We start from the raw sequence: 19,640 nt of genomic DNA, 5'->3' as shown, positions 1-19,640 counted from the left end.
TCTCCTATAGTACTTTTACGCAAGCGGAAAGATATTAATGATACGTATAAAAACTTTTCTCAAACGCGGGACGCGGCGGATGTCGCGTCCCTTTCAGTTTTTTAAGGCATCTTCTGCCCGGAAACTTTCCTTCAGCGCATATACACCCATTACGCCCTCTTTGTCCATAATTATCACGGCCTGCAGGGATATATTTCCAAAAAACAACAGACTATTTTCCCCGGTAAAACCGTTAATAGTCACATCGATAACAGGTATAAAAGTAAAATCCTTGTGGGACACGGGAGAACCTATAAACACCGTACTGCAAAATTCTTCGGGTCTTACGTTCAAATCCTTCACTCCCCAACACCATAAGGGCCTATAATCGCAGGTTCTTTATTAGAATCCCCAATTTTATTGGAATTCTGCATGGAGCCCTCCTGCAGTTTCCCGATCTCCTCCGCTGCGTCATCAAGAGCCTGGGCGGGAGTCTTTCTGCCGAGAATTGCCTGGCGCACCTGAGTCGTTATAATTTCATCCACTTTGGTGAAATTCCTTATTTTTGGGAGAAACTCGGCGTCGTCGAGTATTTCTTTCATGCGCTTCATATGCCTATCCTCGCTAGCTTTTTCCTGAAGGTCTTTAATAGCCGGAAAAACTCCGTACTTCATGAGTTCTTCCTGTTCTCTTTCCGATGTAATAAATTTTAAAAACTCAGCGCACATGGCCCTTTTCCCCGGATCCTGCTGCTTGAAGATTGCGTAACCTGACGCGAAGGCGATCGATTTCGCTTTACTCGAGCCTGAAGGATAGCGGGCTATTTCAAATTCAAAGCCTTTACCTTGCCGCTGCTTTTCTTCAAGAATTTTTATAGCCCACGGACCCGCCGGACACACGGCAATCTTTTTTGTTTCTATGAAATCACTCCACACCTGTTTTTCATCGCCAGTACCGAAGTCTTCGGGCACCACCCTGTACTTTGCCGAAAGGTCTACTATTTTAGTAAGGGCCGATTTCCCTTCAGGGCTGTTAAGAACGAAGCGCCCGTTTTCATCGAAAAGCCTGGCCCCATCCATGGTAAGGAACCCCCACATCTGGTAGCTGCCCGGATACAGAAAACTGTTAAAACCGAAATAGTCGTGTTTTCTATCCCGATTTTTATCATATGTAAGTTTTTGAAGAGCCTCTACAAATTCCTGATAACTCCATTCTCCATCAGTAGGAATTCGGGCGTTTCTGGAACGAAAGGCATCGGCGTTTAAAAAAAGGCCGTATGTAGTAATAAACCACGGAAACCCGTAGAGCCGGCCGTTGTGGCTCAAGGCTTTTAAAACTCTTTCATCGTACCTTTTGAGCTCTTCCGGTGTAAAAAACTCGTCAACGGGTTCCAGATAACCTTGCAGGATAAAGTCTATGTCTCCCGCTACGGGGGCTATGTCAGGGTTTGTCCCCGTAGAAGCAGCTGCTCTCAGCTCTAACATCCCGTATTCCCATTTTAATTTTCTAAGATGTATGAAAACTCCCGGGTGGGATTTTTCAAATTCAGCGATTTTCCTCTCAATCCATCCGTACCTGTTTCCGTTTTCATCCTCCCACCTGGGAAAATCCCACAGGGTTATAACCCCCTGCCAGGTCTTTTGCTCTCCTTCATCGCGCCTCCGTAAGTCTTTTTTTGTACCGCATCCCACCGAAGAAAGCATCAACACCATAGCGAGAAGAAGGCAAAAAAATCGGGTAAAAGGTCGCCAGCGCATATTTCGCCCTCCCATGACCTTTTACCCTATCTATATTACACCGAGTCGAAAATTATTCGGTTGGATTGTCAGGCTTACTCGTCAACGGTTTCGGTAAGTTTTCTGAATTCCCTCATTATGTCCCTGGTCATCTCGCCGGGAACACCGTCGCCTATCATTTTGCCGTCAACCTTTACGATGGGCATGACTTCTGTCATGGTCCCCGTAACAAAGGCTTCGTCGGCGTCGAAAAGTCTATCAAGGGAAAAAGCCTCTTCTACCACATCAAAGCCCAGTTTTTCGGCGATTTCAAGCACCACGCTTCTTGTTATACCGTGTAGAATCAGGTTGTTTGCCGGGTGGGTGAAAAGCTTCCTATCCTTAACTATGAATAAATTGCTGCTGGATCCTTCCGTTACTATCCCACCCCTGTGGAATACGGCTTCGTACGCTCCTGCCCTCTTGGCTTTTTCTTTCGCTATACAGTTTGCTATAAGCTGCACGGTCTTTATATTGCAGCGAGTCCAGCGCTCATCGGGGACGGTGATGACTTTGACACCGTTTTCGTAAAATTCGTCGGGCTGGGGTTTGGCTTGGCGCACTATCACGACCCACGTACAGGAACTTTTCTCCGGGAAAGCGTGCTGGCGCGGCGCTACGCCCCGGGTAACCTGGATATAAACGGAAGCATCTTTAAAACCACTTTCCACCACCGCTTTTTTGCATACATCCCTTAACCTGTCGAGGCCGAAGTCGAGCTCCATGTATATCTCCTCGGCACCTTTCTGCAGCCTCTTCAAGTGGCGGTTCAAATAAAAGAACCTTCCGCCGTACACCCGGACAACTTCGTAAAGGCCGTCGCCAAACTGGAACCCACGATCTTCTACGGATACTCTGGCATCCGCGTAATCAACCCTTTCCCCGTTTAAATAAACCACTGCTTCCATAATGAAAACCCCCTTGATTACATTTTTGAGCCTGGGTCCTGTTTTGGTAGTATCTCTCTCCCCTTGGCCTTCAAATAAGTTAATACTTTCTCAGCCGAGGTATTTAAAACGTTTTCCTCGGAAACGCCGGCTTCCCGGATGATCCGGAGGGCTTTATCGAAATTGCCCACATCAAAGCAAATATGTGCGTCACTGCCGACAACGATTTTTGCCCCTAAACTTGCAGCTTTCCTGGCTATAAGCATGCAGTTTTGTTCACTTCCTCGCCGGCTTACTGTAAAGGAACTGTTGTTTATTTCAATGTGCACCCCGTATTCCACGGAAGCTTCTACTACTTTATCGATGTCTATCGGGAACTCAGGATTTCCCGGGTGCACCAGTATATCGACGTACGGGTTTTTCATGGCGTTAATGGCCGCCCGGGTGTTTTCTTCCACATTACCTCCACGGTAACAATGGGTATGAAAACCGGCTAGAACTATATCCAGGTTCCGTAGGTAACCTTCCGGCAGGTCTAGGGTGCCATCATAATCCAGGATGTTAGCCTCGACACCTCTCAGTATGTATACGCCTTCGATCTGCCTGGGCAAAACCTTCAAGTTGCCGAAGTGGTAAAGGTGAGGGCCTCCCGGCATAGAAGGCCCGTGGTCAGTTATGGCGATCATCCTAAGCCCTTTTTGAGATGCGGCTTTCGCATTTTCAACAACCGTGCTGTAAGCGTGGCCGCTGGCGACCGTGTGGCAGTGGGTGTCCACTTCCAGTTTCAAAAGGATCACTCCTTCAAGGTATTACCCCTTCATCCGCTCTTTTAATATATTGATGAAGTCTATTTCCGTCGGATCCTTTTCGTTCAGTACTGCAAGGTAAGCGCTTACGTAATCCCCGTAAATCACGTGATACATTATCCTTTCTAGCCGGGTGTCTCCGGCGGGCCAGACTTCATTGATTCCAGAGACTTTATCTCGGATTAGACTAGAAGTGATTTCTATCCTCTTTTTCACCCGGTCGTTTTCTTCGGGCGACCTCAATATCACTATTTCCATTTCCGCAAGGAGCCGGGGATCGCCCTCAAATCCCATTATCTCGTTGTGATTCAGTTCAGGAAAAACGTTGTAAAAAGCCGGGTGTTTTCCGTTTTCGTTCATCTGACCCTTCCAGCGAACCGCTAGTGCATCGGTTACCCCCTGAGAACCGTATATTACCGGCAGTTTGCCGTGTATTTTTCTTGCAAGGGCTTTGGCCGGGTTCTTATCCCCGGGGACCTCCGGGGCCAGCTCATCCCTAACCCTTCTCAGAAGTTCGATGGCTCCGGGTATCTGGACGGCACAGTTATGGATAATGCCCAGTTCTTCAAGAAGCACCAGAAGCGGGAAGAAAGAATATCCGATAGCTGCGCGGGGCGGAAGGCCGGACGGTATCGTAATCACCGGAATTTCATCCGCCATTGCCTTTTTCTTGAGTTCGCCACCAGTGGTTATGGCTACAAGCCGAGCCTTTTTCTTCATGGCCTCATCGTAAGCTGCAAGGGTCTCTTCGGTGTTGCCCGAATAACTGGACGCTATCACCAGCGTCTTCTCATCCACAAACGAGGGCAGGGTGTAATCCCTATTAACGAAAATGGGCAGGCTAGCCTTATCGCCGGCGAGCATCTTCACCAGGTCACCGCCTATGGCGGAACCGCCAAGACCGGTGATAACCACGTTGACGATGTTGTGAAACCTTAGGCCTTTTACCGATTCCCGGGCTATTTTAACCGCTTCTTCGCACTGGTCGGCAAGGTTGTAAATAAGGTCGAACATGCCGTATTTATCCAGCTGCCTAATATTTTCCAGTTTATCTAGCATAATTTTCCCTCCTTTTTATCAATCATTTTTTCCTTCCTGTATTTTGCTGGATAACTTCTGAGTAAATATCAGGGCCGCATTATGACCCATGGCTTTAAGCCTGTGATCCATGGCCGCTACCTCTATAATAGCGGCAAGATTTCTTCCCGGTCTTATAGGAATGGTCTTTTTGGGGATGGAGGATTCAAGAATAGTCATTCTTTCGTCCTGAAGACCTAACCGGTCTCCTTCTTTATATTTTTCCCACTCTACCAGCTCGATCACCATATCTATTCTTATATCGTCCTTGACCGCCCCAGCTCCGAATACCGTCTTAACGTCTATTATTCCCAGGCCTCTTACTTCCAGGTAATAGCGTATAATTTCCGGTGCCGTACCTATGAGGACGTTTTTTGCAACCTGCTTTATCTCAACCGCATCGTCGGCTACCAGCCGGTGACCGCGTTTTATCAGTTCTATAGCGGTCTCACTTTTCCCAATGCCGCTTTCCCCCAGGAGCAGCACCCCCACACCGTATATGTCCATGAGCACTCCGTGGACGGTGGTCATGGGAGCCATTTCGCTCTCCAGAAAATCGGTCAACTTGCTTATGAGCCTCGTGGTAGCTTCCGGGGTCCTTAATATACACCGGCCGTACTTTTCAGCCAGGTTCAAGAGCTCCTCCGGTGGGTTCAAGTTCCTCGTGATAATAATGCAGGGCAAATTGTAGGAAAGGAGCGTCTCTAGGCGTTCCCGCCTTAGATCCGGAGGTAGGCTATTCAGAAAGGAGATCTCGGTCATGCCGAGGATCTGTATTCTCTCAAAAGCAAAATGGGCAAAGAAACCGGCAAGCTCGAGCCCCGGTCGGTTAAGATCGATCACGTCGATATCAGGTAAATTATCAACCTTTACTAAAGTTTCCAGATCAAATTTATCAATGATTCTGCTTAAATTTATTTTGCGCAAAGTTAGCACCTCGTAGAATAAATTCTACAAAAAAGAGTGAATTCCTCCCTGGTGGAAATACTAGTAATTAGAAAGATTTAATACGGAGGTGATTTTATGCCCAACCTTAAATGCAATGTCACCACATGTAAGTATAATAACAACAGCGAATGCTGTGCCGAAAACGTGATGGTCAACGCAATCAGGCCCACCTGTACCTCAAAAGAAGGCACCTATTGCGACGCTTATACCAGAAAAGACGATCAGGCGGGCAAAACGTGTATAACCACCGACGGCAGGTCGTGCTGGGATTAACAAATCCGGATCAAGGGTTAGGGCTAATGCCTTAGCCCTTCTTTTTTGTTTTTATATTTAAACCTAGACCCATCTTTTGTAAGCACCATATTTTAGCAGTATCTTTAAGGATTGACTCCAACAACTAAATAGTCATTTGAATAAATAGCCCGTGGATTACCGGAAATCTTTAGTTTTCGGTAATATGTATCTTAAGCAAAGAATAACTTAAATAAATGATAGGATTGGATCGACTTCCGAAAACTCCTGCCTTGCCCTTGAAGGATAAAATCTGTTAAAATATCGTAGTCGCTAAAAAACAGGAGGAGATATGACGCCATGAAAAAAGCCTTTAGGAACAAACCAATAATTATTCTGCTTTTATTGGCCATCTTTATAGCAGCTTTCCTGCCGGGATGTGCCGTCGAAAGCGGCTTTGATCAGGAAGGAACCGGCCCTTCCCGCGGATTTTTGGAGGTGAATTTCCTGGACGTAGGCCAGGCCGACAGCATTTTTATAATATTCCCCGGGGGCAGTACCATGCTCGTAGATGCCGGGAATAACGACGACGCAAAAACGGTTATAAATTACATAAGGAAAAAGGGCATAAAAAGAATTGACGCCGTCGTCGCCACCCATCCCCACGAGGACCACATCGGGGCCATGGACGATGTCATCCATACTTTTGACATAGGCAAAATATACATGCCCAGGGTCACCACGACTACAAAGACCTTCAGGGATTTCATGCAGGCAGTCTCGGACAAAAAGCTCAAAATTACCCCCGTAAAGGGCGGGATGACCATATCACTGGATGAGGATGTCGACATCCGGGTTCTGGCTCCCAACAGCACAGGATACGATGAGTTAAACAATTACAGCGCCGTGCTTAAAATAACGTACAAAAACAACTCCTTTATCCTGACCGGTGACGCTGAAAAGCTCTCCGAACAGGAAATGTTGAAGAAAAAATACAACTTAAAGGCCGACGTATTGAAGGTGGGCCATCACGGCAGCAGTTCCAGCACTTCCACGGAATTTTTAAAATCAGTGTCGCCCCGTTATGCGGTGATAAGCTACGGAAAGAACAACGACTACGGCCACCCGCACAGGGAAACATTGGAAAGGCTGCGGAAATATAATGTCATAGTGTACACTACCGCCAAAAACGGCCATGTAATAATGGAAAGCGACGGTAACACAATAAAAGTAACAACTTCCAGGTAACCGGAGGTGAAAATGGTCATGGGCAAAAAGGGAGTTATAGACCGCTTTGAGGGCGAGGTTGCCGTCATTGAAACCATGGACGGAAAGATTGTAAACATAAAAAAACATCTCCTTCCCGAAAAGGCCAGGGAAGGAGATGTAATAGACCTCGAAAACCTAACCATCGACGAACCGGAAACCCGGCGCCGCAAAAGAGATATCGAAGAAATGGCAAGGAACCTATTCGAAGATTAGACGAGGTTTTCGGGGTTGAGGCCCTGCAGTTCCTCGGGCACAAAAAGCCCGTCTTTTCTCACGAGCACGTCGTCGAACCAGATTTCTCCGCCACCGTACTCGGGCCTTTGGATGTACACCAGGTCCCAGTGAATGGCGGATTTGTTACCGTTGTCGCATTCCTCGTAAGCCCTTCCGGGAGTAAAGTGGATGCTCCCCGCTATTTTCTCGTCAAAAAGGGTGTCCTTCATGGGCTTTAATATATGGGGATTTATACCGATGGCAAACTCACCGATATACCTTGCCCCTTCGTCGGTGTCGAGGATCTTGTTCAACCGCTCGGTATCGTTGGCGGTGGCCTTAATGATTTTACCATCCTTAAACTCAAACCTTATATTTTCAAAAGTATATCCCTGGTAGAGCGCTGGAGTGTTATAAGTTATGTAGCCGTTTACTGAATTTCGAACGGGTGCCGTGTAAATTTCACCGTCCGGGATATTCTTTTTACCGTCGCATTTTATCGCATTGATTCCCTCTATGGAAAATTCCAGGTCGGTGCCCGGGCCGACTATCCGGACCTTTTTAGTCCTGTTCATGAGCTCCACCAACGGGTCCATGGCCTTTGACATCTTTTCGTAATCCAGGCAGCACACTTTAAAATAAAAATCCTCGAAGGCTTCCGTGCTGGTGTCGGCCAGCTGTGCCATGGAAGCATTGGGGTACCTTAAAACACACCATTTGGTACGGGGTACCCTTATATCCCCGTGAACGGGTTTTACGTAAAGCTGCATGTAAAGGGATTTTTTATCGTGAGGCACGTCGGAAAGCTCCGCCACATTGTCCCCGCCGCGGATTCCTATATAGGCGTTCATATCTTTCATCCGCTCGGAATCGTAACGGGCCATCATCGCGGCAGCCTCTTCGCTCAAATTCATCAGTATCTCCCTTTGAATTTCCTGCATGGCCAGTGACACGAAAGGCCTGCCTCCCACCCTGTAAATTTCCCGCACCAGTTCTTTCACTAGAGGAGCTTCACCGGGGCCGGCCTCAATCAGGATATTTTCCCCCTCTTTTAACTCCACCGAATAGTGGATCAGAATCCGGGCAAGTTTTTCGTATCTGGGATCTCGCATAAAAAACCCCTCCTACTTTTTGTATCTTATGGAATTCCTTCCAGGTCGAAATCCGGTACGTACTTTGCCGAATTCGCCCCTTCTTCCTGGGCAAATCCGTTTTCAAGGCCCAGTTCGAAAAAATAATCTATTACTTCCTCGTATTCCTCTATTGAAAGAACCCTGTTGATTTCGGGAAATTCCCCGGCTCTATAGCATGGCATGTACTGGGACATGAGGCTGACGTAAACACCCCCGGGTAGATTAGATTTTATCCATTCGAGTATTTTCTTTGAATCTTCTTTCAGACCGGGTAGAACCAGGTGCCTTATAATAAGGCCTCTTTTTATAATACCTTTATCGTCAAATACCGGCTCCCCCACCTGCCGGTACATCTCCAGCACCGCCGGTGCCGCACGATCGAAATAATCACCGGCTCCGGAATACTTCCGGGCGGCGGCACTGTCGAAATATTTAATATCCGGGAGGTATACGTCCACCAGTCCCTCCAATATCTTCAGAGCTTCCGGATTTTCGTAGGAATTGGAATTCCATATCACCGGTATAAAAAGCCCTTTTTGCCTTGCTTTTTTCAGCGCGCCGGCCAGCTGCGGGGTATATATCGTCGGCGTGACCAGGTTGATGTTGTGCACTCCTTTTGCCTGGAGATTGAGAAAGATCTCCACAAGGTCGTCTTCGCTGACAGCTTTTCCGAACCATTCCTGGCTTATCCTGTAATTCTGGCAAAAAACGCATCTCAGGTTGCACCCCGAGAAAAATACGGTCCCCGAGCCGCTGTCTCCGCTTATGCACGGCTCTTCCCACCGGTGGGCGAAGGCCTTTGCCACCACCACCCTGTCCGAAGCGCCGCAAAACCCGCACTCACCCTTTAGGCGGTTAACTCCGCAGCTCCTCGGGCAAAGCCGGCAGTTCTCAAGTATATCCAGCATATCTAAAATTCCCCAGCCTCCCCCGGGTTTCTTATTTTGATCTCTATTTCTCCTTCTTCGAAGCCTTTCAGCGGAGAAAGCACCCCTTTTACAACCGATGCCACCATGTTTCTGACAAAGGGAACCATATCCAGCTTCTTACCGTTTATTTTTACTTCAACTAAATCCTTACCGGAACTCTTACAGTCCTTCCTGGATGCCCGGCCTTTCAGTATATCCGCCGCCATTCCGTAGCAATCCCTTCCACAAAGGCCGCACCCCCCTCCCTCAATGTCGGGCAGCTTTTCAAAGACCTTTTCCTCTACAAAGTCCACCAGCCGTTTAATATCTTTCGCCTCTACCAAGGGTAGGCCGTTAAAGCAAGAGGGAGCCTTTCGGAAGCGGCCGGTTACGGCAAACACCAGGTCATCGGAGCCTATGAGGTTTTCTTCCCCCTCCACCCATAAAATTTTAGGGGCTGCAACCCTCTCAAAGCCCTCGAGTATTATGTAGTCCTGCCTGTATAAACGTAGAAGTTCCTCCAGTCGAAATCCGCTATTTATGTAAATTGCGGTACTTTCGGAGCTTGCCCGGGATACTGCTTCGAAGGGGCCGGCTTCTACGCCGGCATCATCCCCGGCCTTAATAAGTCCAACGGTATAGCCTCGTCTTTTCAGTTCCCCGGCAATTTCCACGGTTACAGGAAAGCTTTTTGCCGATCTTGCCGGAGAGTAAATGGCAAAAACTCTCATAAAGCAACTCCCCCGATACTCGGCGGATTCCCACCGTCTGTATTCCACGTCGGCACTTTTTTATTTTATCACATTTAATGGCCGCTTTCATCCTTTGCCATGAGTACACGGGGACGGCTGCACAGAGGGAATACGGTGCGAGATGAAGGAAAGCACGGGAAAGATAAAAATTACAAATGACAGCTACCGCCTCGAATCGTTGCATCCAATATAATATCGCCGGATATGCCGGTATTTGAATTAGCAGGACGTATTACTACTCTAGAGTTAGGTGCAATTGCTGCAGCAGTAGGAAGATCTATTCTAGTAGCCCAGGTCGGCGGATCCTGATCATTCGGAAACAACTGATTGCCAAATCCTCCAATGTCAGGAATGTAAATTTCACCCACATAGATATCAAAATTGCCAAAGGCGGAAGGTTGGGGGAGGGTTGCTAAAAAGCTCACTGCTTGACCACCTTGAGGAGCAAAATTAATAAAAGCTACTGCTCCTGATCCAAAGGGCAACCGAAATTGAGATACGGGCCTTAGAACAATACAACAGGGGTAAGGAATAAGACCAGGCACGCAAAGGACATCACCAGGGTTTATAATATTGGGATTTGTGATATGAGGGTTATTTACAGCAAGGGCCTCTAAGCGCGTTCTGAACATCTGAGCTATATTGAAAAAGGTATCACCGGGCTGAACAGTATATCGTCCTTGAAATGCTGTGGGACAGGACCGGGGAACTCTACGGGGTTGCTGATTAGACATAACTAAACCTCCATTAAATATATTTGCAATATATTAATATGCGGCCCATTGCGGGCGGGTGAAAACACCCCATTGCGATAGGCCAGAATTTTTATAAAACGGAACACGGGAGAGTTGACGGAGCTGGAGTAACTATCCGGCAAAAAAAAAATACCCAGAAAACTGGGTATCAAACACATCATAAACTCCGCTCTTATTTCTTTACTTCTTCGATCCCCCTCATGAGGGCCTTTTCGTTTATTTCAAACATGTTCTTCCGGTGTTCGGGGAGAAAATGGTCTATCGACTTTAAGACGGTCTCCGGCCTCACGACCCCGGTTCTTCCCACCAGAACGCCTAACGCCACCATGTTCGCAACCTTCATGTTCCCCAGCTCATCGGCTATTCCGCTGGCATCCACTTCAATGACCTCTATATCCTGTCTTGCCGGTTTTTCGTCTATAAGGGCTTTGTTGAGGATCACTATTCCGCCGGATTTCACAATCGGGGTAAATTTGTCCATAGAAGGTTTGTTCATTGCGACGAGTATATCCGGTGAAGATATAATAGGCGAGGGGATCCTCTTATCGGAGACAACTACCATACAGTTGGCGGTACCGCCCCTCATTTCAGGGCCGTAGGACGGTATCCAGGAGACTTCCCGCCCTTCGAGCATGGCACTGTGGGCCAGGATTTCTCCCATAAGCATGATCCCCTGACCGCCGAAACCTGCCATAATTACTTCCACCTTCATACATTACCCTCCTTCGGTTCCTTGAATACGCCCGGCGGAAATACCTTTACCATTTCATTCTTTACCCAGTCAATGGCATCCGCAGGTTTCATACCCCAGTTGGTCGGACACGGTGACAATATCTCCACAAGGGAGAACCCCTTTCCGGCCAGCTGAATCTCAAATGCCTTCTTAATATAGCACTTTGCCTTGTTTATATTTTTCACGTCCGTAAGCTCGACCCTGGCCAGGAACTGCGGACCATCCAGCGTTGCCAGCATTTCACAAACCCTTATCGGGTATCCTGCCAGCTTGGGATCGCGCCCATAGGGACTGGTTTCCGTGCGCTGGCCTATCAGAGTCGTCGGCGCCATCTGGCCGCCGGTCATGCCGTATATGGCGTTGTTTACGAAAACCACCGTTATATTCTCGCTCCTGGCTGCAGCATGAATAATTTCTGCGGTACCGATGGCGGCCAGGTCCCCGTCACCCTGATAAGTGAATACAACCCGGTCGGGCAAAGCCCGCTTTATACCTGTCGCTACTGCCGGCGCCCTTCCGTGGGCTGCCTGCTGCATGTCGCAGTCAAAGTAATTGTAAGCTAACACAGCGCACCCTACGGGAGCAACGCCTATGGTTTTGTCTTGGATACCAAGCTCATCAATTACCTCGGCCACCAGCCTGTGTATCGTACCATGACCGCATCCCGGGCAGTAATGGGTCTTGGTCGGCTGCAGGGATTTCGGCCTTTCGAAAACCACCTTCATCAGGAATGCCCCCTCATTTTCTTTATTTCCTCGAAAATCTCCTCGGCGGTCGGTACCATACCACCCGTTCTTCCGTAGAAATATACCGGCACCCTACCTTCTACCGACAACTTCACATCCTCCACCATCTGGCCGCAGGACAATTCAACGGTTAAGAAAGCTTTTGCTCTCGAGATAACCTCTTCGAAGGCCTTTTTAGGATAAGGCCATAGGGTTATGGGCCGTATAAGTCCTACTTTTATGCCTTCCTGCCTTGCCATTTCAACGGCTGCATGCGCAATACGGGCACAGATACCGTAGGCCACCACGAAGTATTCGGCGTCATCGCCGTTCAGGACCTCCCACCGGGCCTCTTTTTCCTCTATCTCCTGGTATTTTCTTTGGAGCTTGCGGTTGTGCTCTTCAAGCTGCACGGGGTCGAGATAAAGGGAATTTATCACATTGGGCTTTTGCCTGCCCATTTTGCCGGTAGTAGCCCAAGTCTTGGGCGGCAATTCCCTCGCGGGCCTTTCCTTGAATACGACCGGCTCCATCATCTGGCCCAGTATTCCATCGCCCAGGATGAGCACCGGGTTCCTGTACATATCCGCCAGATCGAAGGCATCGTAGACTAAATCAACCAGTTCCTGTACCGATGCCGGCGCGAGTACAATCGTCCTGTAGTCGCCGTGGCCTCCACCGCGGGTAGCCTGGAAGTAGTCCGACTGGGCGGGCTGGATATCTCCCAAACCGGGGCCTCCCCTCATAATATTTACTATTACGCAGGGGAGTTCCGCTCCGCACAGGTACGATATGCCTTCCTGCTTCAAGCTTATACCGGGACTGGACGAGGATGTCATAACGCGGACCCCTGCCCCGGCGGCACCGTAAACCATATTTATAGCTGCAACTTCACTTTCCGCCTGTAAAAAAACTCGGCCCCTTTTGGGCATCTCTCTTGCAAGGTATGCCGGAAGTTCGCTCTGCGGTGTTATAGGATAACCGAAGAAACACTGACACCCGGCCCTTATTGCAGCCTCGGCCAGGGCTTCGTTGCCTTTCATCAGTACCTTTTCCACTTTATTTCCCCCCTTTTTCCTCTTTGTATATTGTAAATACCACATCGGGGCATACAGTGGCGCAGAAACCGCAGCCAATGCATCCTTCTTTAGCCTTTACAGGATGATAGCCCAGCGCATTTACCACATCATCGTCAAAACACAAAACTTTTTTCGGACATACTTTGATGCAGAGGCCGCAGCCCTTGCATCTATCCTTATCGATGATAATCCTTACCAACTCCGGAGCCTCCTATCCTTTAAATTTGGTTATAAATACTCCTTTGGCTTTTCCTGGCCGGTCAAAACCCGCAATGCGCCTTCGGCAAGAGCTCTAAGTTCGTCTTCTCCTGGGAAGACGTAAACAGGAGCTATGAAAGAAACCCTGTTTTTTATCCAGTCCACCAGCATTTCGTCATGAGCGAGACCACCGGTAAGAACTACCGCATCCACCCGACCGCAAAGCACTGCTGCGCATGCTCCTATTTCCTTGGCTACCTGGTAAGCCATGGCTTCGTATACCAGCCTTACTTCTTGGTTGCCCTCTTCTATCATCTTCTTTATAACCCGGGCGTCGTTTATCCCGAAGTGGGCTACAAGGCCCCCTTTGCCGGCTAACATTTTCTTTATTTCGTGAATGGTCAGATTTTTAGAAAAAATGAGTTTCGCAAAATCCATTGCCGGCAACTGCCCTGCCCTTTCCGGTGAGAACGGACCTTCACCGTCCAGTCCGTTGTTTACATCGATTACCCTGCCCTTTTTATGGGCACCGACGGTGATTCCTCCGCCCAGGTGGGCAACGATCAAGTTAAGCTCTTCGTAACTCCTGCCTAGAGTCTTTGCCACTCTTCTTGCTACGGCTTTCTGGTTCAAAGCGTGGAATATGCTGCGCCGTTCTATTTCCGGCAACCCGGTAATTCTGGCGACTGGTTCCAGTTCGTCTACCACCACCGGGTCTACTATGAAAGCGGGCACTCCCAGTTCCCGGCCTATTTCGTAAGCAAGGATTCCCCCCAGGTTGGACGCGTGTTCCCCCTGCACACCCTTTTTGAGGTCTTCCAGCATCCGTTCGTTGACGGTGTAGGTGCCACCCTCCAGAGGTTTAAGCAGGCCTCCGCGGCCGACAACAGCCTTCAGCCTACTCAAATTATAACCCTTTTGTTCTATTACTTCAAGAATTAACTTCTTTCTGAACGGGTACTGAGCCAATATGCTGTCGTACTTTGAAAGTTCCTCGGTAGAATGGCTGATTTTCTCCTCAAATATTAGTTCTTCGTTTTCAAAGACGGCGATTTTCGTGGATGTTGAACCCGGATTAATCGCCAGTATCCCGTAAAACGTCACAGACCTCTTCCTCCAATCCTCGAAAATGTTCTTGCTAAATTTTCCTATTGACAGCAAGAGCAGGACTTGTGCTGGATATGTTAAATAAAATCCTGCGTCCTGCCCTTGCCCCTTAATTTCCGTTGAGGAGTGTATTGATTTCGGACGTTATTTTTTCATGAAAATCTTTTCGGCGATTATGTCGGCAGCCCTTGCAGTGGTGATTCCTTCTTTCTCGGCGAACTGGAATACTTCCTTCAATCTCTTGGGAATTATCTGGAGTTTTTCATTGACGAGTTCTCTGCTGTAGGCCTGTCCGGACACCTCTATAGAGACGTTGATTACGCCGCCGCCGTTGATGACGTAGTCAGGTGCATACAGAATACCCCTCTGGGCCAGTTTTTCCGCAAAACTTTCTTCTTTCAGCTGGTTATTGGCACAACCGGCCACTATTTTGCACTTAAGCCTGTCTACGGTATTTTCATTTATAACGGCACCGAGGGCGCACGGAGCAAAAATATCGCAGGGAACGTCATAAATCTTTTCGGGCTCGACTACCTGGACACCGTATTTCTCTTTAGCTTCGTTGATCCTGTCGGCATATATATCGGTCACGACTAGTTTAGCTCCGGCTTCAGTCAACAGCCTTACAAGTTCCATGCCTACATGGCCCAGACCCTGAAGTGCAACGGTCTTGTCCTTCAGGTCGTCACTACCGTAAACCCACTCGCAGCAGGCTTTTATGCCTAAGAATACACCGAGGGCGGTAATTGGGGACGGGTCACCGCTCTTGCCGTCAAGGCCTGCTACGTGGGAGGTCTCCTGAACAACGATTTTCATGTCTTCCGGAGAGGTTCCCACGTCTTCAGCTGTAATATATTTTCCACCCAGGCTGTTTACGAATTTACCAAACGCCCTGAAAAGCTTTTCCGACTTATCCTTGCGGGGATCGCCTATAATAACCGATTTCCCTCCGCCGAGGGGCAGGTTCATCATGGCGTTTTTATAGGTCATACCCCTGGAGAGACGCAGAACGTCTCTTATAGCATCTTCCTCGGAAGCGTAGTTCCACATGCGGCAGCCGCCCAGGGCGGGGCCCAGATTCGTGTTGTGAACAGCGATTATAGCCTTCAGTCCAGACTCGGGATCGTTGCAGAATACCACCTCTTCATGGCCCATCTCGCCAAGCACTTTAAAAAGTTCCATATTTTTTCCCTCCGTTTAAATTTTATATTAGTAGGCTGAATAGCCATTGGGAATCCCCGTTTTAAATCGCTTTTTACTAATCTAACCCATAAGCACGCTCAGAGCTATCGAATAGGTCTTGCTCTCGTCAGAATCGGCGCGGGAAGTGAGCACTACAGGTACCTCGGCACCGGCCACAATACCGGCTACCTTCGCCCTTGCGAAGTATACCAGCGATTTGTATAAGATGTTACCGCTTATCAGATCGGGCACGAGCAGGATATCGGCTTCGCCACCCACGGCCGAATCGATACCCTTATGGATACAGGCTTCTTTTGAGACGGCATTGTCCAGCGCCAGCGGACCGTCCACTACAGCCTCCAACCGCTCCCGCTGTGCCATTTTTGATATAATAGCCGCATCCATCGTCGAGGGAATCGATGGGTTGACCACTTCTACGGCAGATAAGATCGCTACCCTGGGATTCTTTATTTGGAGGCTCCGGGCTACCGACAGGCTGTTTTTCATTATCTGGTACTTCTGGGATAAATCGGGCGAAATGTTCATAGCAGCATCGGTCACCAGCACAAGCTTTTTCATATGCGGCACCTGAAAAACCGCCACGTGGCTCAGCAACCTACCACCGGTGAGGGATTTGTCGCCCGAAACTATGCCCTTTAGAAAATCCTTGGTTTGAAGAAGCCCCTTCATCAGGACCTGTACTTCACCCTTTTTGGCCAGCTCCACCGCTATACCTACGGCCTGTGAGGTATCCTGTTCGTCTATGATCTCAATATTCGTCTTTTCCATTCCAAGGGTATCCATTATCGACTCGATCTTCTTTTTGTCGCCGATCAGAACACTTTTTACAAGCCCGAGTTCCTGAGAGGTCTTGACGGCTTTTAAAACATCGTCATCCTCGGCTTTTACCACAGCCATCACTTTCGGTTTTGACTGGCGGGCTTTTTCCACTATCTCTTGAAGGGATTCCACATAACCACCTCCGAAATTATTAAATAAAGCAAAAATCGTACCAAATATCCGCAATATAGAAAATCCTTAATTTCGGCGTTTTTCTACAAAATTTAACTGCAAAAAATAGCACTGTGTGCAGAATATTACATGCAAAAAATTGCAGTATAACTTCACAAATTGAACTTTTTTAGTTTATAAAACAGGTTCCGTACCGAGATTCCGAGAATCCTTGCCGCCTCATTCCTATTGCCGTCAACCTTTTCAAGAACGCTTTTTATAGTCTTTTTTTCAACGTCCTTCAGTATTTCCTTCAATGGCATTGAATGTTCGGTTATTGCTATGGATTCGGATTTATCTTCGTTTTGGTTGAAATAGAGTCTTGGCAGGTGTTTTTTACCGATTACCGTTTCGCCGAACTTCATGTTTATGATGGCTCGGCTTATCACGTTCTCCAGTTCCCTTATGTTACCCGGCCAATCGTAATCCATGAGGACCTCAAGGGCTTCTTCGTCTACGGCTTCCACGGCCCTCCCGTATTCCTGGTTGCACTTCTTGATAAAATGCTCCGTCAGCAGCGGGATATCCTCTTTACGTTCCCTCAGTGGAGGGATGTATATCGGTACAACATTGAGCCTATAATAAAGGTCCTTCCGGAAGCGCCCTTCCTCGACGGCTTTCTCCAAGTTTATGTTTGTCGCGGCAATAACCCTGACGTTTACGGGTATGGGCTTACTTTCTCCTACCCTGATAATTTCTTTTTCGTTCAGTACTCTGAGCAGCATTGCCTGGTGGTTTAGCCCTATTTCCCCTATTTCGTCCAGAAAGATAGTTCCGCCGTTAGCTTCTTCGAAAAGCCCCTTGCGCCCGCCTCGCCTGGCTCCGGTAAAAGCCCCGTCAGCATAGCCGAAAAGCTCGCTGCCCAGAAGGCTGTCGGTCAATGCGGCACAGTTCACCCTGATGAACTGATTGTGTCTTCTTTCGCTGCTGTTGTGAATGGCATGAGCAAAAAGCTCTTTACCCGTACCGCTTTCGCCCCTCAGCAGCACGGTGACGTTGGTGCCAGCCGCATTTTTAGCAGCCTCCATAGCTTCTCTTATAGCCCTGCTCTTGCCTATGATATCGTCGAAGGAGTACTTGGCCTCCAGGTGCCTCATCCTTCGCTTTACGTAATCCAGCTCTTCGGTGAGTCTTTTTATCTCAGATACATCGTGTATTACGGCGACACTGCCCTTCAACTTGCCCCCCACTATTATCGGCGCGGCGTGAACTATTACCTCCTTCCTGTTCGGGCCGACCCTCATCGGCACACCCTTAATGGGCTCGCCCGTCCTCAGTACCTGATAGTGCACGCTCTCACCCTCAGCTATATCCACGGTGGCGGGTTTACCTATCACGTCTTCCTTGGTGAGTCCCACTATCCTGGTGTAAGCTTTATTTATGAGGATACCCCTTCCCTCGGAATCAACCACCGATATTGCATCCTGGGTAGAATTTATAATTGCTTCCAAAAGGCTGTGCAGCTCCCGCAGGTTGGTCACCTCTTCAGCCAGGTGCTTTACCTCGGTAATATCCCTGAAAACCGCCACCGCTGCCGTTATTTTCCCTGAGCTATCGAAAACCGGCATGCGGTTCGTTACTATGGTGGTATCCTCCAGTTGCTGGAACTGGTTCAGTTCCGGCTGGCCCGTCCTGAGCACGACCGGGAGCCCGGTATTGGGTACCACATCTCCCACGGGCTTACCCAAGGCCGCGTCCCTGTCAATTTTAAGCAGTTTTTCGGCGGAACGGTTGATTATTATAATCCGTTCCGCCAGGTCTACGGCAATAATACCGTCTTGGATGGAATCGATTATAGCCCTGAAGACATTCATAGAAAGCATAATATTCCACCTTTTCTTAATATTATGTATAAAAAATGAGTCCCAGGGCTCGTCTCCTTAACACCCGAGCACCTTAACGGCCAGCAACAGGCCTTGCTCAACCTTCACCACGGCCCTGTCTTCGGTGAAGACGTTGCTAATCCCCCTAGATGCCCCCATCGGGATGGTCTCACCCCTGAGAGGGTAGTACAAACCGGCGGTCTTGATACCTCTAACCTCGGGAGTGAGCGGTATTAAGGAAAGGATCTGGCCTCTTTTACCCTCGATTTCCCTCACGCCGTCTATTATGAACATCTCCCAGTTTACCCCGGCTAGCATGAGGTCAATTCCCTTTTTTTTGAAGTTGACCATGAGAAAAATATTTGCCAGACTGTGATCGGGTCTGTCACCCAGGCCGCCCAGCAGCACGGCCTCCCTCACACCTTTTTTCAAAGCCGCTTCCAGTGCTAGTTCGGTATCGGTAAAATCCTTTTCCTTCGGGAATGTATATAGTTTTATATTATATTCGCAAATTTTGCCCCGGTCTTCTTCAGTGACGGAATCCATATCTCCCACTACCAAATGAGGTATGACTCCCATTTTCAGAGCATGATGAATACCGCTGTCAGCGCAAATGATAAGATCTTCCTGTTTTACGTATTTTTTAAGAGGTTCGTAATCCTCGATACGCCCTCCCGTAAAAATAACGGCCCTCATAAAATCCTCCGCCGGTGAAAAGTAATATTTCAGCTTTATTATAACATACTAATAAATCCTACCGCAAAGTTTCGGTAAAAAGGATCGCATAACACGGTCCTCGTTATTAAGCACAAATCTCTCGGGTACTCTGTGATTCGGTTTTAACTTCCAACTTCAGCGCCGTCGCCGGGCAGGACAAAACGCACACTCCGCATTTCAGGCAATCAGGATTTTTTAACAAGCTGCGGTATGCGCCGGTTTCTATCGCCCAATCTGGCCAGCACATGGTCAAAAAAACTCCCCCTGGGGCAGAATCTTCCGCACCACATCCTACCCTTAAAAAAGGCCGTAAGCACCGGAGGAATCATACA

General features: G+C 48.4%; 24 protein-coding genes. 3 read left to right on the top strand and 21 right to left on the bottom strand.

The window, feature by feature from the left end; translation table 11 throughout:
• Positions 1-93: 93 nt before the first annotated feature.
• The 6 genes from TOCE_RS04240 to hprK all read right to left on the bottom strand — a co-directional run bounded on the left by TOCE_RS04240 (position 94) and on the right by hprK (position 5,451).
• Positions 94-333 (bottom strand): hypothetical protein, encoded by a 240-nt coding sequence (locus tag TOCE_RS04240; RefSeq protein WP_013275655.1) that lies wholly within the window; start codon positions 331-333, stop codon positions 94-96.
• Between the two features lie 5 nt (positions 334-338).
• Positions 339-1,736, bottom strand: coding sequence for an ABC transporter substrate-binding protein (locus TOCE_RS04235; RefSeq protein WP_013275654.1), 1,398 nt, complete (start codon positions 1,734-1,736; stop codon positions 339-341).
• 74 nt (positions 1,737-1,810) lie between these two features.
• The gene (gene dat / locus TOCE_RS04230) at positions 1,811-2,662 is read right to left on the bottom strand and encodes a D-amino-acid transaminase (protein WP_013275653.1); all 852 of its coding nucleotides are present in this window, start codon (positions 2,660-2,662) and stop codon (positions 1,811-1,813) included.
• A 17-nt stretch (positions 2,663-2,679) separates the two neighbouring features.
• On the bottom strand, positions 2,680-3,429 hold the full coding sequence (locus TOCE_RS04225) for a phosphatase (RefSeq protein WP_013275652.1): 750 nt from the start codon (positions 3,427-3,429) through the stop codon (positions 2,680-2,682).
• A 21-nt stretch (positions 3,430-3,450) separates the two neighbouring features.
• Positions 3,451-4,506 (bottom strand): bifunctional phosphoglucose/phosphomannose isomerase, encoded by a 1,056-nt coding sequence (locus TOCE_RS04220; protein ID WP_013275651.1) that lies wholly within the window; start codon positions 4,504-4,506, stop codon positions 3,451-3,453.
• Positions 4,507-4,524: 18 nt separating this feature from the next.
• On the bottom strand, positions 4,525-5,451 hold the full coding sequence (gene hprK / locus TOCE_RS04215; RefSeq protein ID WP_013275650.1) for an HPr(Ser) kinase/phosphatase: 927 nt from the start codon (positions 5,449-5,451) through the stop codon (positions 4,525-4,527).
• A 96-nt stretch (positions 5,452-5,547) separates the two neighbouring features.
• Here hprK and TOCE_RS04210 point away from each other — a divergent pair, with 96 nt between their 5' ends.
• The 3 genes from TOCE_RS04210 to TOCE_RS04200 all read left to right on the top strand — a co-directional run bounded on the left by TOCE_RS04210 (position 5,548) and on the right by TOCE_RS04200 (position 7,185).
• Positions 5,548-5,745, top strand: a complete 198-nt coding sequence (locus TOCE_RS04210) for a DUF1540 domain-containing protein (protein ID WP_013275649.1) — start codon at positions 5,548-5,550, stop codon at positions 5,743-5,745.
• A 318-nt stretch (positions 5,746-6,063) separates the two neighbouring features.
• Positions 6,064-6,951 (top strand): ComEC/Rec2 family competence protein, encoded by an 888-nt coding sequence (locus TOCE_RS04205; protein WP_013275648.1) that lies wholly within the window; start codon positions 6,064-6,066, stop codon positions 6,949-6,951.
• Positions 6,952-6,963: 12 nt separating this feature from the next.
• A complete protein-coding gene (locus TOCE_RS04200) occupies positions 6,964-7,185 on the top strand; it encodes a DUF3006 domain-containing protein (RefSeq protein WP_013275647.1) in 222 nt (73 codons plus the stop codon).
• On the opposite strand, the gene TOCE_RS04195 is transcribed toward TOCE_RS04200, so the two are convergent.
• From TOCE_RS04195 to TOCE_RS12905, 15 genes are all read right to left on the bottom strand, one after another.
• Positions 7,182-8,297: an aminopeptidase gene (locus tag TOCE_RS04195; RefSeq protein ID WP_013275646.1), complete on the bottom strand. Its 1,116-nt coding sequence runs from the start codon at positions 8,295-8,297 to the stop codon at positions 7,182-7,184. The two genes, TOCE_RS04200 and TOCE_RS04195, sit on opposite strands and share 4 nt — an antisense overlap.
• Positions 8,298-8,323: 26 nt before the next feature.
• The gene (locus tag TOCE_RS04190) at positions 8,324-9,226 is read right to left on the bottom strand and encodes a radical SAM protein (protein WP_013275645.1); all 903 of its coding nucleotides are present in this window, start codon (positions 9,224-9,226) and stop codon (positions 8,324-8,326) included.
• Between the two features lie 2 nt (positions 9,227-9,228).
• Positions 9,229-9,957, bottom strand: coding sequence for a Fe-S cluster domain-containing protein (locus tag TOCE_RS04185; protein WP_013275644.1), 729 nt, complete (start codon positions 9,955-9,957; stop codon positions 9,229-9,231).
• Positions 9,958-10,127: 170 nt separating this feature from the next.
• Positions 10,128-10,712 (bottom strand): LysM peptidoglycan-binding domain-containing protein, encoded by a 585-nt coding sequence (locus TOCE_RS11640; protein WP_013275643.1) that lies wholly within the window; start codon positions 10,710-10,712, stop codon positions 10,128-10,130.
• Positions 10,713-10,905: 193 nt separating this feature from the next.
• Entirely contained in the window at positions 10,906-11,445 is a 540-nt protein-coding gene (locus TOCE_RS04170) for a 2-oxoacid:ferredoxin oxidoreductase subunit gamma family protein (RefSeq protein ID WP_013275641.1), read from the bottom strand.
• Positions 11,442-12,191, bottom strand: coding sequence for a thiamine pyrophosphate-dependent enzyme (locus TOCE_RS04165; protein ID WP_013275640.1), 750 nt, complete (start codon positions 12,189-12,191; stop codon positions 11,442-11,444). The genes TOCE_RS04170 and TOCE_RS04165 overlap by 4 nt, the downstream gene beginning before the upstream one ends.
• On the bottom strand, positions 12,191-13,249 hold the full coding sequence (locus tag TOCE_RS04160; protein WP_013275639.1) for a 3-methyl-2-oxobutanoate dehydrogenase subunit VorB: 1,059 nt from the start codon (positions 13,247-13,249) through the stop codon (positions 12,191-12,193). The genes TOCE_RS04165 and TOCE_RS04160 overlap by 1 nt, the downstream gene beginning before the upstream one ends.
• Position 13,250: 1 nt before the next feature.
• Positions 13,251-13,469 (bottom strand): 4Fe-4S dicluster domain-containing protein, encoded by a 219-nt coding sequence (locus TOCE_RS04155; protein WP_013275638.1) that lies wholly within the window; start codon positions 13,467-13,469, stop codon positions 13,251-13,253.
• Positions 13,470-13,498: 29 nt separating this feature from the next.
• Positions 13,499-14,572, bottom strand: a complete 1,074-nt coding sequence (gene buk, locus TOCE_RS04150; RefSeq protein ID WP_013275637.1) for a butyrate kinase — start codon at positions 14,570-14,572, stop codon at positions 13,499-13,501.
• A 147-nt stretch (positions 14,573-14,719) separates the two neighbouring features.
• Positions 14,720-15,757, bottom strand: coding sequence for a Glu/Leu/Phe/Val family dehydrogenase (locus TOCE_RS04145; protein WP_013275636.1), 1,038 nt, complete (start codon positions 15,755-15,757; stop codon positions 14,720-14,722).
• Positions 15,758-15,838: 81 nt separating this feature from the next.
• Entirely contained in the window at positions 15,839-16,729 is an 891-nt protein-coding gene (locus TOCE_RS04140) for a bifunctional enoyl-CoA hydratase/phosphate acetyltransferase (RefSeq protein WP_013275635.1), read from the bottom strand.
• Positions 16,730-16,881: 152 nt separating this feature from the next.
• Positions 16,882-18,591, bottom strand: a complete 1,710-nt coding sequence (locus TOCE_RS04135) for a sigma-54 interaction domain-containing protein (protein ID WP_013275634.1) — start codon at positions 18,589-18,591, stop codon at positions 16,882-16,884.
• Between the two features lie 57 nt (positions 18,592-18,648).
• The gene (locus TOCE_RS04130; RefSeq protein ID WP_013275633.1) at positions 18,649-19,287 is read right to left on the bottom strand and encodes a thiamine diphosphokinase; all 639 of its coding nucleotides are present in this window, start codon (positions 19,285-19,287) and stop codon (positions 18,649-18,651) included.
• A 106-nt stretch (positions 19,288-19,393) separates the two neighbouring features.
• Positions 19,394-19,561, bottom strand: a complete 168-nt coding sequence (locus TOCE_RS12280) for a hypothetical protein (RefSeq protein WP_187286586.1) — start codon at positions 19,559-19,561, stop codon at positions 19,394-19,396.
• Positions 19,494-19,637: a 4Fe-4S binding protein gene (locus tag TOCE_RS12905; protein ID WP_083768468.1), complete on the bottom strand. Its 144-nt coding sequence runs from the start codon at positions 19,635-19,637 to the stop codon at positions 19,494-19,496. Before TOCE_RS12905 ends, TOCE_RS12280 begins: the two co-directional genes overlap by 68 nt.
• Between the last annotated feature and the right edge of the window lie 3 nt (positions 19,638-19,640).

The sequence above is a fragment of the Thermosediminibacter oceani DSM 16646 genome, from assembly GCF_000144645.1.
GTDB classification, from domain to species: Bacteria; Bacillota; Thermosediminibacteria; order Thermosediminibacterales; family Thermosediminibacteraceae; genus Thermosediminibacter; species Thermosediminibacter oceani.
Note: the sequence above shows the minus strand (reverse complement) of the source record. Positions and strands in the feature narration are given on the sequence as shown.